Raw genomic sequence first — 13109 nt, forward strand, 5'->3', positions numbered from 1 at the left:
CAAATGCTGCGTCGGACGGCCACCTTTTTAATTTTTAATTGATAATTTTTAATTGTTCAACCGCCGTAGTATTCCACAAAATTGCGGGGCGTCTCGTAGAGTTTTACGCAGTGCAGCTGCGCTTGGGTGATGGCCGGCAGTTCCCGCGCCAGGATTTGCCAGAAGGCCACGGCCAGGTTTTCGGTGCTGGCCATTTGGCCGGCCAGGAAGGGCACGTCGAGGTTGAGGTTTTTGTGGTCGACCTGATCGGTGATGTGCTCGCGGAGCAGGTCGGAAAGGGCCTTCAGGTCCACTACGAAGCCGGTTTCGGGGTCGGGCTGGCCTTTCACGGTCACGATGAGGTCGTAGTTGTGGCCGTGCCAGTTCACGTTGGCGCAGGGGCCGAACACCGCGCGGTTGCGCTCCTCGCTCCACTGGGGGTTGTGCAGCTTGTGGGCGGCGTTGAAATGTTCCTGGCGGCTAACGTAAATCATTGTAGTTGTCAGTTGTTAGTTATTCGTTGTCAGCACAAAGCGGCTCGTTCAAGCCCTGACAACTGACAACGAGCAACTGACAACCAAGTGGCTTTCCGCCGCAAATATACGCAGCAGGGCACCCCGGCCGGGGCCGCGACCAAGCCCGCGGGCCAGCGGCCCGGCGCGTCGGTTTACCTTTGCGCCCTCCCCAAACCCGCCCAGCCCCGCTCAGTATGATAGTAGTCACCGGCGCGGCCGGCTTCATTGCCAGCTGCCTAGTTTCCCGCCTCAACGCCGCCAATTTCAACGACGTGGTCGCGGTGGATAATTTTTCGGTTGCGAAAAAGCTGCCCAACATCGAAGGCAAAAAGCTGCGCGAGTACGTGGACCGGGAAACGTTTTTTGAGTGGCTCGCGGAGAACCATGAGCAGGTGGAGTTCGTGTTTCACCTGGGCGCCCGCACCGACACCGCCGAGATGGACCCGGCCGTGTTCGACCTGCTCAACCTGAACTACTCCAAGCAGCTGTGGCAGGCCTGCGTGCAGCACAACCTGCCGCTGGTCTACGCCTCTTCGGCCGCCACTTACGGCGACGGCACCCTGGGCTACACCGACACCGACGAAGCCCTGTTCCCGCTCTACCGCCCGCTCAACCCCTACGGCGAATCCAAGAACGACTTCGACAACTGGGCTTTGGCGCAGGCGGAAAAGCCGTATTTCTGGGCCGGGCTGAAATTCTTCAACGTGTACGGGCCCAACGAGTACCACAAGGGCCGCATGGCCTCGGTGATACTCCACGCCTTCACCCAGATTCAGCAGACGGGCTCGATGACGCTGTTCAAATCACATAATCCCGACTACACCGACGGCGGGCAAATGCGCGACTTCGTGTACGTGAAAGACGTGGTGGACGTGTGCTACTTCCTGCTGCACCACCGGAAAGATTCGGGCATTTACAACCTCGGCAGCGGCCAGGCCCGCACCTTCCTGGACCTGGCCCTGAACACGTTCCAGGCCCTGGGCCGGACGGCCGACATTCATTTTAAGGACACGCCGGCGGACATTCGCGACAAGTACCAGTACTTCACCGAGGCCAACATGCGCAAGCTGCAAGGCATCGGCTACGCCCGGCCCTTCACCCGGCTGGAGGACGGCATTGCCGACTACGTGCAGAATTACCTGGTGCCGGGGCGCTATCTGTAGGCCAAAACAGCTAGCTTGCGGAAGTCGGGGCGGCCCAAAACCATCCGCCCCGTCACCGGTTGGGTCTTTTCTGCCGCAATTGCCCAACTTCGGTTCTTCACGCGCGCGGTCCGCTTCTCTTGCTTTCTCCCACCCACCTTTCCGCCGTGAACCCACCCGCCCGTCCCGTCATTACCGTTGTGGGCGGCGGCTTCGCGGGCACGGCACTGGTGCTGCAGCTGCGGCGGCAAGCGGCCCTGGCCCACGCCGAAATTCACCTCATTGAGCCGCGCAAGTACCCCGGCCCGGGCCTGGCCTACACCGCCCGCCGGCCCGAATACCTGCTCAACGTGCGCCCCGGCGCCCTGAGCCTCTACGCCGAAGCGCCCGGCCACTTCACCGCCTGGCTCGCCCGGCAGCCCGAGTACGCGGCCGGGGTGCCCGAGTTTGCGCCCCGCGCCAGCTACGGCCACTACCTGCATGAGGAGCTGGCCGCCGCCCGGGCCGCCGCGACCGGGCCCGGCCATTTGTGCTGCCACCAGACCACCGCCGTGGTGGCTCCCCTCCGCCCGGACGGCCAGCGGACCGTGCTGCTGGCCGACGGCACCACCCTGGTGAGCGACTGCGTGGTGCTGGCCCTGGGCAACTTTCCGCCCCCGCCCCCGGCCGGGCCCGACCACCGCTACCTGCACCACCCCGGCTACCACGCCGACCCCTGGGCCGCCGGCAACCTGCGCCGCATCGGCCCCGACGAGGCCGTGGTGCTCATCGGCTCGGGCCTCACGGCCGTGGACGTGCTGCTGGCCCTGCGCCAGGACGGCCACCGCGCCCCCGTGACCGTGGTGGCCCGCCACGGCCGCTGGCCCGCCGCCCACGGCCCGGCCGCGGCCACCTACCCCAACTTCTACCCCGAGCTGGCCACCGAAACCACCGTGGCGGGCGTGCTGGCCATCTTTCGAAAACACCTGCGCGCGGCCGCCGCGCAAGGCATCAACTGGCGGCCCGTGCTAGATTCGCTCCGCCCGAACCTGGGCCAGATTTGGGCCGCCTGGCCGCTGGCCGAACAGCGCCGCTTCCTGCGCCACCTGGCGGGCCTGTGGGCCGTGACCCGGCACCGCAGCCCCCCCGAAAATGCCGAGGCCGTGGATGCGCTGACCGCCGCCGGCATGGTGCAGCTGCGAGTGGGCACGGTGCGCGAGATTGAGCCCGCCGGCCACGACTTGCGCGTGCGCGTGCGGCCCCACGGCGCCGAAGGCAACTGGCTGGTGGCCCAGCACGTGGTGGCCTGCACCGGCCCGTTGCTCGACTACCACCGCATTACCGACCCGCTGGTGATGAGCCTGCGCGACGCCGGCCACCTCACGCCCGATTCGCTCCGGCTGGGCCTGCTCACCGACGCCCACGGCGCCCTGCGCGGGGCCGACGGCATCGTATCAGACACATTGTTCACGCTCGGGCCCAGCCGGCGGCCGGCCTATTTTGAGTCGACGGCCGTGCCGGAGCTGCGGCAGCAGGCCGCCGCCCTGGCCGCGGAGTTGGCCCGGCGGTTTGGGGACTAAGCAGGAGCTACACTTGTCGCGCAGTGGGGTGCGGGGCTGGCCCCCGCGCCCCACAAGCATTCTCGGATGCGACCACAAAAAGGCCCGGCCCCACAAATCGGGGGCCGGGCCTTTTGCATTGAGAACTGTGGCTACGGCGGCTTAGGCGGCGGCGCGTTCGGCGGCCGGGTACAGGGGCAGCACCGGCGTTTCGCTCTCGGCGAAGAACGAGCGGCTGGCGGCCGTCATCGGGCGGGCGGGCGCGGCTTCGTCGGCGTGGCGGCGCAGGGCGCGCATCAGCAGGTACTTGTATTTCTCGGCGTCGGCCAGGGCCTGCTCGATGGCTTGCACCGCGGCGGGGTAGGCCACCACGGGCTGCAGTTCGCGGCGCGGACGGCGGGCTTCAAACACGTGGGGAGCGAGGTATTCGGCGGCGGATTTCATGGCGAAAACGGGCTGATTTTGAGAAGAGTTACGGCTTGCATTACTAACCCCAAAAACCTGTCTTTCATTCCTTATTACGCATTATTGACCATCATTTCAGCCGCCAAAAACCAAGACCAGTTTGGCAGGTTTTCGATGCCCTTTTACGCGCTCATTCAGCCAATTTTCAGCACGACTTTGCCAAACTGCGCGCCCGCTGCCAGGTGGCGCAGGGCGGCTTCGCCTTCGGCTAGCGGAAACACCTTGTCGACCCCCGGCACAATGCCTTTTTCGGTGACCAGGGCCAGCATGTCCTCGAAGTCCTGCCCGGTGCCCATCGTGGAGCCCAGAATGCTGAGCTGCTTCCAGAAGACTTTGGCGGGCGGCACGTCGGGGATGTTGCCCAGCGTGCCGCCGAAAAAGACAATGCGGCCCCCGGGCGCGGCGGCGTCCAGCAGCGGGCCGAAGGCCGCCCCGCCCGCGCTGTCGATGATGACGTCGAACGTCCCGCCGGCTTGTTGCACGAGGGTTTTTACCCAGTTTTCGGCGTGGTAGCTGATGCCGCCCCGGGCCCCCAGCTGCTGGGCGCGGGCCAGCTTCTCGTCGGAGCTGGACGTCACCCACACCTCGGCCCCGCGGGCGGCGCAGAGCTGCGCGGCCAGCAGGGCCACGCCGCCGCCCACACCGGTCACCAGCACCCGCTCGCCAGGCTGCACCTGCGCGCGGGTGAAGGCCGCCCGGTAGGCGGTGAGGCCGGCCAGGGGCAGCGCGGCGCCCTGCTCGAAGCTCAGGTGCGCGGGTAGGGGCCGGATGTACTGGGCCGGCAGGCTGATGTACTCGGCGAACGTGCCGGGGTCGGGCATGCCCAGCACCACAAAATCGCGGGCCTGGGCGCGCGGGTTATCGCCCCAGCGCAGGCCGGGGTTGATGAGGACGCGGGCGCCCACGGCGGGCGCATCGGCGGGCACGTTTTCGCCGTGCGCGGCCACTTCGCCGGCCCCGTCGGAGCCCAGGGTGCAGGGCAGCTTGATGCCCGCGTACTTGCCCTGCTGAATGAAAACGTCGCGGTGGTTAAGGGCGGCGGCGCGGAGCCGGACCAGGATTTCACCGGCGGCGGGCGTGGGCGTGGGCACGTCGCGCACCGCGATGGGCTGATTAATGGCGTCGAGTTGCAGAGCTTGCATTTTCAGTGAGCAGTGAGCAGTGAGCAGTGAGCAGTGAGCAGTGAGCAGTGAGCAGTGAGCAGTGAGCAGTGAGCAGTGAGCAGTGAGCAGTGAGCAGTGGGCAGTGAGCAGTGATAATGAATCTTCCGTCTCCTTGTTCACAGCGCTGAGGCACCAGCTAGTTCACCGCCCGTTGCTCGATTGCTCGATTGCTCATTGTTAACTGCTAACTGCTCACTGATTTAAGCCCGACCAGCGCCAGCGGCCCCGCTACCAGCAGGCCCGTGAGCAGGCCGCCGAGATGGGCAGCGTTGTCGATGTTGCCGCTCAGGCCCGAGAGCAGGTTGCTCAGCACCAGGTAGAGCACCAGCCCCAGCATGGCGCGGCGGTCGGACTTATCGAGCACCAGCTTTTTGCCAACCAGCAGCGCCAGCAGCAGACCGTAAAGGCCGAAGATGGCGCCGCTGGCCCCCACGGAGTTGATGCCGTCGGCGTGCCAGAACAGGCTGGCCAGGCCGCCGCCCACGCCGCAGGCCAGGTACACCAGCAGCAGGCGCCGCGCGCCCACCCGGTCTTCCACCAGCAGGCCCAGCAGCCAGAGCGAGAACATGTTCAGCAGCAGGTGCGACAGGCCGGCGTGAATGAAGAGGCAGGTGAGCAGGCGCCAGGGCTGGCCGTGCAGGGTGAGGCCCGAAAAATTGGAGCCCCAGCTCGTCAGCTCGCGGCCGGTGGGGTCGGAGGCCGACACGCCGCTGGCCACCATCAGGCCGAACACCAGCAGGTTGAGGTCGAGCAGCAGCGGCGTGGCCAGGAAGCGGCGCGAGGGAATGAACAGGCCCCGTAGCAATTGGCCCGCCAGCTCGGCCCAGGTTTCCTGGGCGGCGGGCGGGGCGGGCGCCGGCGGGCGCGACGTATCGGGCAGCAGGCCCCGGCGCTTCAGCTCGGCCACGGCGGCGGCGCCCACGGCCGGCGGGTAGCGGGCCGCGTTCTGGGCCAGGTACAGCAGCTCGGCTTCGGGCTTTTGGGCAAAGAGCTGCGCGGCCAGGGTAGCGGTGGGGCTGGTGGGCGCGGCGCTGGGGTCGGGGACTGGGGCTTCCATCGGGGCGGGCGCGGCAAGGAGCGCGCCAGCCTGGCCAACCGGCCACTTTGCCAGATGTTGGCCCGCGGGGCGATGGGCGGCCGGGGGCAACCGCTTGCTGGGGCCGAGGCGCGCTGGGCTACGCCGGCAACCGGCCCGGCGCCCGGGCAAGGCAGCGGTTAGAGCTGGATTTTTCGTACGATGGTTTGGTACGGCTGGCCGGTGACGGGCGAATTGGGCAGCAGGCCCGAAAGCAAATCGTTGACGTCGGCGGCGCGTTGGATGGTTTTGGCGTTTTCGAACGGCTGGGGGTTTCTCGCCACCAGCAGCAAGTCCGCCAGCCCTTCCTGCTGCTGCTGGGCCACGCGCGTCATCAAGCCGAGGTGGTTGGCCATAGCCGGCCCGAACTTGTAGCCGTACACCAGGGCTTTGTTCCACTGCCCCCAGGTGGCCTGCACCACCTCGACGTGGCCCGGCAGCGCCGCACTGATGTTGCCCAAACGGGCTTGCTGGGTTACGTATTCGGTCTGAGTTTCGGCCGCCCAGAACCGCTTGGTTAGCTCGCGGTACTGGTGCATGGGCGTAGTGGCCTTGGCCGCCGCGGCCCGCTCGGCCGCGGGGATGCGCTGCACCTGCCGTTGCACGCAGCGCACTACCAGCCCGTCGTAATTCGGGATGACGGACGTGGCCACCTCCGTGAGCTGGGGCGGCGCCTTCGGGGTTTCGGTGGCCGCCGGGCTGGCCGTCGCCGGCCGGCTTTGCTGCTTGCTCAGGTAAAAAAAGCCCCCGCCCAGCGTCAGCACCACGGCCGCGACGAGCAGTAGGGTTCCGGCTTTGGGCTCGGCCGCCGCGGGCCCGGTGGGAGCATGTAAAATTGGCGCATCGGGAATGGCCGGCGGCGCCGGCAGCACGCCCCGACGGCGCAGCTCGCGGCGGGCCGCTTCGATGAGGCCGGGCTGGTAATACTCGGGGTGGTCGACGAAAAACTGCAGCTCGGCGTCGGTTTTTTGCTGGTAGAAATCAGGGGCAGAATCGGACACGGGGGCGGGTGGCGGCTAAAAGATGAGCGCGGAAAGCAGGTTGACAACGGCCCCGCAATTTACGGCTCAACCGCCAAGCCCGGTCGCCGTAAACCCCCGCGGGCAACTTGCTCATTCCTCATTCTTCATTCCTCATTGCCATGCCCAGCCCCGAGCAAACGCCCACCGACCCCCGCCCCGACCACGCCAGCACCGGCGGCGAAACCCCCGACCAAGGCGCCGACCGCGACCAGAACGCCAGCGGCAACCCCGAAGCCGGCCCCGCCCTGGACGGCGCCACGCCTGCCAGCACCCAGGAAAACATGGGCGACGGCGCCGGCATCCGCGGCGACTACGGCAACGCCAGCCAGACCAACGGCCTCGAAGGCGGGCCCGACGAGCCGCAAACCGACACCGAACTGACCGGCTCGTGAACCGGGCCGGGGCCGCTGCTAGCCCCGACTCGCCAGGGCTCAACCCAGGCGTTCCTTCTGTGGAAGCTCAAGATTCCGAAGTCAGGCCCCAGCCCGCCGCTCAAAAGACCCGAACTTTTAGGCGGCGGGTTGGAACTCTGGCAGCGGTCGTGGCCGAGGGCCCTTTGCGGCGGTTGTTATCTGGCTACCAGTAGCATCCGGTTTAAGTACGGCGGCAACGGCTGGCCTCGTTCCAGCGCGGCAAGTATCCGCCGTTCCCGCCGCCGGCTGAAGCGTACCATTCCCAGAATTCCTGACGCAACGCCAGTGGCTCCCAATCCAATGGCAGGATATGTCAGGCTACTCCCCAGCAAGAAGCTGCCGCCCGCGCCCGATACAATGCTCATTCGCCGGCCCCATTTAAAGAGTTTATGGACTGCTTGCTGCACACTGTCTGGAACGGACCGCGGCATGGCTACCGCCCCCGGATAGGCTACTTGTTCGCCGGCAGCGGGCGCCACTACTTGGGCAGTGGCAGTACAGACGGGGCCGAGCGTCAGCATCAGTAAGGCAACGAAAACAAAGGTTTTCATGGGCGAAAAAGAGTAGGGGAAGAAATTACTTACTTGGGATAAAAAGCAGGCAGCGAGAGAATAACGTGCTACGAACGGCGCCTTCACAAACTTTATTGCTAGCGAGATTAAGATGACGGCCGGGGTCAGAAAAACAGCGCGCGGAAGGAGAAAATGTAACTAACTCCCAAGTGCTTTTAGTCTTTGACAACGGGCCGGGAGAGGGCGTTTTCGTAGAAATTGAAGCCGGGGCGGTGCCCACATGGGTGCCGCCCCGGAGGCGTAGCCGCGGCCCCGCAGAAAGGCCGAAGAATTAGCGGCGCGGTAACTTGCGCCCATGTTGCAGTATTGTCGTGTCGGGCTGGTTTTGGTTTTTCTTGTTTTGCTGAGTTGGAGCGCCCGGGCCGAAGCCGAGCCGGGCGCCGTGCCGCCCAAGCGCGAGCTGCGCGGCATGTGGATTGCCACCGTGGAAAACATCGACTGGCCTACCCAGCGCGGCGCGACGCCCGAGCAGTACCGCCGCGACTACCGCCGCCTGCTCGACGCCGGTCAGCGCGCCGGCCTCAACGCGGTGTTCGTGCAAATCCGGCCCGCGTCGGACGCATTTTACAAGTCCAGCCTTGAGCCCTGGAGCAAGTGGCTGACTGGCGTGCAGGGCCGCGCCCCGGCCGATGGCGACGACCCCCTGCCCTTCCTCATCACCGAGGCCCACCGGCGGGGTCTGGAGTTCCACGCCTGGTTCAACCCCTACCGGGCGACCATGGACTCGGTGACGCGGCGGCTGGCGCCCAACCACCCCTACCGCCAGCACCCGCAGTGGTTTCTGCGTTACGGCGGGCAACTGCTCTACAACCCCGGCCTGCCCGAAGTGCGCGCCCACATCACCCGCGTCATTCTAGACGTGGTGCGGCGCTACGACATCGACGCGGTGCACTTCGACGACTACTTCTACCCCTACCCCATGCCCGGCCAGGTGTTTCACGACGAGGCCGCCTTCCGCGACTTCAACCCCGAGGGCTTCGAGCAACTGGCCGACTGGCGCCGCCACAACGTGAACGTCCTCATCCGGGACCTGCACGACAGCATCCGGCTGGCCAAGCGCTGGGTGAAGTTCGGCATCTCGCCCTTCGGCGTGTGGATGAACCAGTCGGCCGACCCGCGGGGCTCCGACACCCGCGCCGGGCAGCCCTCCTACTCGAACCTGTACGCCGACTCGCGGCTGTGGCTCGAAAAGGGCTGGATTGATTACATCGTGCCGCAGCTGTACTGGAGCACCAACTTCCGCCTCGTGCCCTACCCCGTGCTGCTGGAGTGGTGGACCCGCAACCACTTCGACCGCCACCTCTACATCGGGCAGGGCAGCTACCGCATGCTGGAAAGCACTCGCTCCGACACCGCCTGGCGCAACCCCCGCGAGCTGCCCCGCCAGATTCGCCTCAACCGCACCTACCCGGACGACGCCAGCGGCAGCGTCTTCTTCTCGGCCAAGTCGCTGCTCGCCAACCCGCTGCACACCACCGACTCGCTGCGCCAGGACCTGTTTCGCTACCCCGCCCTGGTGCCCACCATGCCCTGGCTCGACGCCGTGCCGCCCCAGCCCGTGGCCAACCTCACCCTGCGCCGCCTCCGCCGCCAGGCCGTCCTGAGCTGGCAGTCGGGCCCGCCTGCGGCCGATGGCGACGCGGCCACCTACTACGTCCTCTACCGTTTCGGGCCCAACGAGCCCAGCTCGCCCCACGACCCACGCCGCATCTTGGCCCTGCCCCGGCCCGCGCCGGGCTTCCCCGCCACCTACGTGGACACCACGGCCGTGCCCGGCCAGGCCTACGCCTATTACGTGACGGCCGTGGACCGCCTGCACAACGAAAGCCGGCCCATGCGCGTGGTCACCCTGGGCCAGCAGGCGGCCGAGCTGGCCGTGGGCGAGGCGCCGGCGGGCGTAGCCCGGCCCGCAGGTGCCCCTGCGGCCGTAGTGGCCGCGCAACCAAGGCCCGGGCGGCCCCAGCCGCGCTCCGCGGGTCGGCCCACGGGGTCTGGCGACAGCCCCGAGGCCTCGGCGCCATCTACTAAAGTCAAGGTAAAAGCGAAGCCCAAGAAGCGCGGCTTTTTTGAGCGGCTGTTTGGAGGGTAACACCTCGACTAAAACCAACAGATCCACTTCTCCTAATGGAAAAGTAGCTCCGTTGCTTTGAAGGCAGGTTTGTGAATGATGAATGCGTTGGCCACCGTAGCGCGAAGCGGAGCTTCGCGCCGGTTGCACCACAAGCACGCCGTTTGTCATACCGCTTTTAACTTGCATCCAAGGAAGCGGCTGCTGGGCCACCAGCTTCTACAGCGCCTTGATGTTGAAGCTCACCGCTACATCGGTGGCCGACGTGCGGTTGATGCCGGCGACTTGGAGCACGGCGTATTGGTCCTGGCCGCGCAGCCGGGCGATAATGACGTCGCCCACCACCACGTTGTCGAGAATGGAAACCTGGTTGGCCGCCGGGGCCGTGATGTAAGCCTGGCGGACGCTGTTGAGCGTGGCGCCGGCGTAGAGCGCGGCGCCTCCGGTGGCCACCCGCACAAAGCGCGTTGGCACGGGGGGCGGCGTGCCAGTGGTTGGGTTGAGGGCTTGCAGGCGCACGCTGTTGTTAGCGGTGCTGGTGATGGCCACATCCTTACTAGAAGCAGCTCCTGCCGCCGCCACGGTGGCAAACGTCGTTAGGTCGAAGGCGGCCAGGTCGCCGCCCGTGGCTCCAGTGTAAGTCAGCGTCACGGGCCGGGCCGCGGCCAGCGCGGTGGGGCCGCCCAGCGTGAGGGGCGCGGCCGTAACCGAGCTGACCCGGACGTTGGGCGCGCCCAAGTAGCGGCTCTTGGCCTCGAAGCGGAACACCACGGTTTGCCCGGGCGTGCCAGGGGGCAGCGTTGCATCGAAGTTGACGGTGGTGACTGCGCCGGTTTGGGTGCCGGCGGAGGGCAAGCGCTGGCGGGCAAACCGGCGTTCGGCGGCCGTGCCCACTTTCACGTAGGTCACCAGGCTGTCGAGGTTGTTGAAGAGCACGGCCGTGGCCGCTGGCGGCGGGGCCGGCCGTTCGGGGTACAGGTTGATGCCGTTTTCGTTTAGCAGCAAGCTGTAGCGCACCACGTCGCCGGGAATCAATGCCGCCGCCGCCGGGGCCGTCACGTTGGTAACCGATGCCACGCGAACGGTGGGCGTGGCCTCGGCCACCCGGAAGGACACCGAGCGGGTTTTGGTGAGCCCATTCGTGCTCACCAGCACCGCCGAGAACCGCACCCGTGCCTGATTAGGCGCAACGGGCAGCACCAGGTTCGCCACCAGCGTATCGGCAAACTTGAGGCGGGAATAGGCCGCCCGGCTGGCCGGCAGCGTTTGCACCACCGCGGAGTCGGAGGCGGGCTCGATGCGCTGGAAAATGCGAATTTCCTGCAGCGGGGCGCTCTGCCCGGCAAATTGCAGCTCAACGGGTACGGTTTCGCCGGTCGCGTACTTGGTGGCGGTGCCCAGCGGGTTGCTCAGAATGGTGGGAAACCGGTCGTCGCTGCTCACGCCATAAGGGCGCTCGTCGTTTTTCTGGCAGCCGGCCAGCAGCCCGCCAGCCACGGCCAGCAGGGGCATCACCCGGAGGATGTAGCGTTGAATCGTCATGGTTTCTGCGAGATGAAGGGAAGGGGAAGCGGCCGGGGCTACTGGTCCCACCACACTTTTTGGGTGAAGAACCGGGGGCTCAGACCGTTCACGGTGCCGTCTTGGCCTGTCAGGCCCTGCACGCGCAAGCTGTTGAGCGCCACCTCAGTCGCGGCCGGCAACAGACGGCGCGGGTACTGGCCGCCCGCATCGGGGTTGGCCCCGGCCGGAAACACCAGATTGGGGTAGAGGTCGAGGCTGAAATCGTACCGCCGCATGTCGGTCCACGACTCTGGGTTCAGGAACATGGCGATGTATTTCTGCTGCATGATGGCGCGGGGCACGTTGGGAGCCGCAGCCGAGGCCAGCTCCGCTTCGGTCTGGGCTACGGCGCTGCTGGCCAGATACGCCGTGATTTGGGCCGCGGTGATGACCGGAATCGGCTCGGGCACGTTGGGCAGTAGTGGGGTAGTGGTGCCGCCCACGCCAATCTTGGCCATGTGCGCCCGGATGCCCTCGCGGTAAGCCGTGAGCGCTGTGCCCCGCTGCCCGGCCAGGAACGCTGCCTCGGCCTTGATGAACTGCAGCTCGTGGTAGGTGACGACGTCCACATAGCCCAGCTCGCGGGCGTAGAACGACTTGAAGAAGTCGGTGGGCGAAGTGGTGGGCTGCGGCCCGCCGCCCCGGCCGGGCTCGGCGCCCACGCTGGTGGCGGTGGCCATCACCGGCAGGCGCGGGTCCACCACCCCGGCGAAGGTGGCTCCGTTCAGGAACCGGATGAAGTTGGTGCCGAAGGTGGCCGTGGTGAAGTTGTTGCGCGTGGGGCCGTAGTAGTTAGTGGTACCCGCCAGCGGGGCCACCGCCACCTGGAATTGCAACTGGCAGTCGTCGGCCGAGCTCTGAAATCCTTTGCTGGCGTACTCCAGCACCTTGGCGGCGTCGTACTTGCCGCCCTTCTTGGTGAGGTGCTGGAGCTGCCGGGCCTTGAGCGACCACGCCAGACGCACCCACTTCTGCACGTCGCCCCGGTACAGGATGTCGCCGTTGGGACTGGGCACAACGGAGTAGAGGGGCCGCATGTTTTCAGAGGCCGGCTTGCTCATTTCCACAATGCCCTCGTCCAGCAGTTGGTCAATGTCGCCGTAGAGCTGCTCCTGCGGGTCGTAGGCGGGCGTAAAGTTGCGCTCGCCCAGGAAGGCTTCGCGGTACGGAATATCGCCCAGCATGTCGGTGGCGTGGGCCAGAATCAGGGCCAGCATAATTTTACCAGCCCCCACGTAGTAGGGCGACCCTTCCTCCTGGGCCTTCGCTATCATGGGCGGGATGTTGCTGCCCACCAGAAAGTACGTGTTGTTAAAAGTGGCGGTGCTGAAGACGTTGGTGAAGAAGTACTGGTCGGCCCCGCCCGCGCCGGCTGAGCGTGCCGCCACATTCTGGGTAATAAACGCCACGCGCTGCTCCGAAAAATACTGAATGGCCAGCCCGTTGCTAATAATGCTGGGCAGCAGAAAATTGGGCGTGGTTTCAGTGGGGCTGTTGGGGTCCGTGTTCTTGTCCAGGAAACTCTCGCAGCTCGTCAGGGCCGGTCCGGCCAGGGCGAGGGCAAAAAGAAAAAGCAGCTTTTTCATATCAGTCA

General features: G+C 66.4%; 12 protein-coding genes. 4 read left to right on the forward strand and 8 right to left on the reverse strand.

Annotation, left to right across the window (positions count from 1 at the left end; genetic code table 11):
- Positions 1-56: 56 nt before the first annotated feature.
- Positions 57-473, reverse strand: coding sequence for a 6-carboxytetrahydropterin synthase (locus RMO51_RS16365; RefSeq protein ID WP_310396419.1), 417 nt, complete (start codon positions 471-473; stop codon positions 57-59).
- 215 nt (positions 474-688) lie between these two features.
- Between RMO51_RS16365 and rfaD the strand changes: the two genes are divergently transcribed.
- A complete protein-coding gene (rfaD, locus tag RMO51_RS16370) occupies positions 689-1657 on the forward strand; it encodes an ADP-glyceromanno-heptose 6-epimerase (RefSeq protein WP_310396420.1) in 969 nt (322 codons plus the stop codon).
- Positions 1658-1803: 146 nt separating this feature from the next.
- Positions 1804-3195, forward strand: a complete 1392-nt coding sequence (locus tag RMO51_RS16375; protein WP_310396421.1) for an FAD/NAD(P)-binding protein — start codon at positions 1804-1806, stop codon at positions 3193-3195.
- Positions 3196-3336: 141 nt separating this feature from the next.
- On the opposite strand, the gene RMO51_RS16380 is transcribed toward RMO51_RS16375, so the two are convergent.
- From RMO51_RS16380 to RMO51_RS16395, 4 genes are all read right to left on the reverse strand, one after another.
- Positions 3337-3618 carry a hypothetical protein gene (locus RMO51_RS16380; RefSeq protein ID WP_310396422.1) on the reverse strand — a complete coding sequence of 94 codons (282 nt, stop codon included), beginning with the start codon at positions 3616-3618 and terminating at the stop codon, positions 3337-3339.
- A 155-nt stretch (positions 3619-3773) separates the two neighbouring features.
- The gene (locus RMO51_RS16385) at positions 3774-4781 is read right to left on the reverse strand and encodes a zinc-binding dehydrogenase (RefSeq protein ID WP_310396423.1); all 1008 of its coding nucleotides are present in this window, start codon (positions 4779-4781) and stop codon (positions 3774-3776) included.
- 205 nt (positions 4782-4986) lie between these two features.
- Positions 4987-5859: a rhomboid family intramembrane serine protease gene (locus RMO51_RS16390; RefSeq protein WP_310396424.1), complete on the reverse strand. Its 873-nt coding sequence runs from the start codon at positions 5857-5859 to the stop codon at positions 4987-4989.
- Between the two features lie 158 nt (positions 5860-6017).
- Positions 6018-6878, reverse strand: coding sequence for a hypothetical protein (locus RMO51_RS16395; RefSeq protein WP_310396425.1), 861 nt, complete (start codon positions 6876-6878; stop codon positions 6018-6020).
- Between the two features lie 140 nt (positions 6879-7018).
- Here RMO51_RS16395 and RMO51_RS16400 point away from each other — a divergent pair, with 140 nt between their 5' ends.
- Complete coding sequence (locus RMO51_RS16400) at positions 7019-7291, forward strand: hypothetical protein (protein ID WP_310396427.1); 273 nt, start codon at positions 7019-7021, stop codon at positions 7289-7291.
- A 176-nt stretch (positions 7292-7467) separates the two neighbouring features.
- On the opposite strand, the gene RMO51_RS16405 is transcribed toward RMO51_RS16400, so the two are convergent.
- Entirely contained in the window at positions 7468-7863 is a 396-nt protein-coding gene (locus RMO51_RS16405; protein ID WP_310396429.1) for a hypothetical protein, read from the reverse strand.
- 361 nt (positions 7864-8224) lie between these two features.
- Here RMO51_RS16405 and RMO51_RS16410 point away from each other — a divergent pair, with 361 nt between their 5' ends.
- Positions 8225-9973, forward strand: a complete 1749-nt coding sequence (locus tag RMO51_RS16410) for a family 10 glycosylhydrolase (protein ID WP_310396430.1) — start codon at positions 8225-8227, stop codon at positions 9971-9973.
- A 198-nt stretch (positions 9974-10171) separates the two neighbouring features.
- Here the strand turns inward: RMO51_RS16410 and RMO51_RS16415 are convergent, their stop codons facing one another.
- Together RMO51_RS16415 and RMO51_RS16420 are read right to left on the reverse strand one after the other, a co-directional pair.
- Positions 10172-11494, reverse strand: a complete 1323-nt coding sequence (locus tag RMO51_RS16415; protein ID WP_310396432.1) for a hypothetical protein — start codon at positions 11492-11494, stop codon at positions 10172-10174.
- Positions 11495-11532: 38 nt separating this feature from the next.
- Complete coding sequence (locus tag RMO51_RS16420; RefSeq protein WP_310396434.1) at positions 11533-13101, reverse strand: SusD/RagB family nutrient-binding outer membrane lipoprotein; 1569 nt, start codon at positions 13099-13101, stop codon at positions 11533-11535.
- Between the last annotated feature and the right edge of the window lie 8 nt (positions 13102-13109).

The sequence above is a fragment of the Hymenobacter sp. genome, assembly GCF_031398885.1.
Lineage (GTDB): Bacteria > Bacteroidota > Bacteroidia > Cytophagales > Hymenobacteraceae > Hymenobacter.

Coding starts and splice junctions, on each gene's coding strand:
- RMO51_RS16365 (WP_310396419.1), bottom strand. CDS start 473: ATGATTTACGTTAGCCGCCAGGAACATTTCAACGCCGCCCACAAGCTG.
- rfaD (WP_310396420.1), top strand. CDS start 689: ATGATAGTAGTCACCGGCGCGGCCGGCTTCATTGCCAGCTGCCTAGTT.
- RMO51_RS16380 (WP_310396422.1), bottom strand. CDS start 3,618: ATGAAATCCGCCGCCGAATACCTCGCTCCCCACGTGTTTGAAGCCCGC.
- RMO51_RS16385 (WP_310396423.1), bottom strand. CDS start 4,781: ATGCAAGCTCTGCAACTCGACGCCATTAATCAGCCCATCGCGGTGCGC.
- RMO51_RS16390 (WP_310396424.1), bottom strand. CDS start 5,859: ATGGAAGCCCCAGTCCCCGACCCCAGCGCCGCGCCCACCAGCCCCACC.
- RMO51_RS16400 (WP_310396427.1), top strand. CDS start 7,019: ATGCCCAGCCCCGAGCAAACGCCCACCGACCCCCGCCCCGACCACGCC.
- RMO51_RS16405 (WP_310396429.1), bottom strand. CDS start 7,863: ATGAAAACCTTTGTTTTCGTTGCCTTACTGATGCTGACGCTCGGCCCC.
- RMO51_RS16415 (WP_310396432.1), bottom strand. CDS start 11,494: ATGACGATTCAACGCTACATCCTCCGGGTGATGCCCCTGCTGGCCGTG.
- RMO51_RS16420 (WP_310396434.1), bottom strand. CDS start 13,101: ATGAAAAAGCTGCTTTTTCTTTTTGCCCTCGCCCTGGCCGGACCGGCC.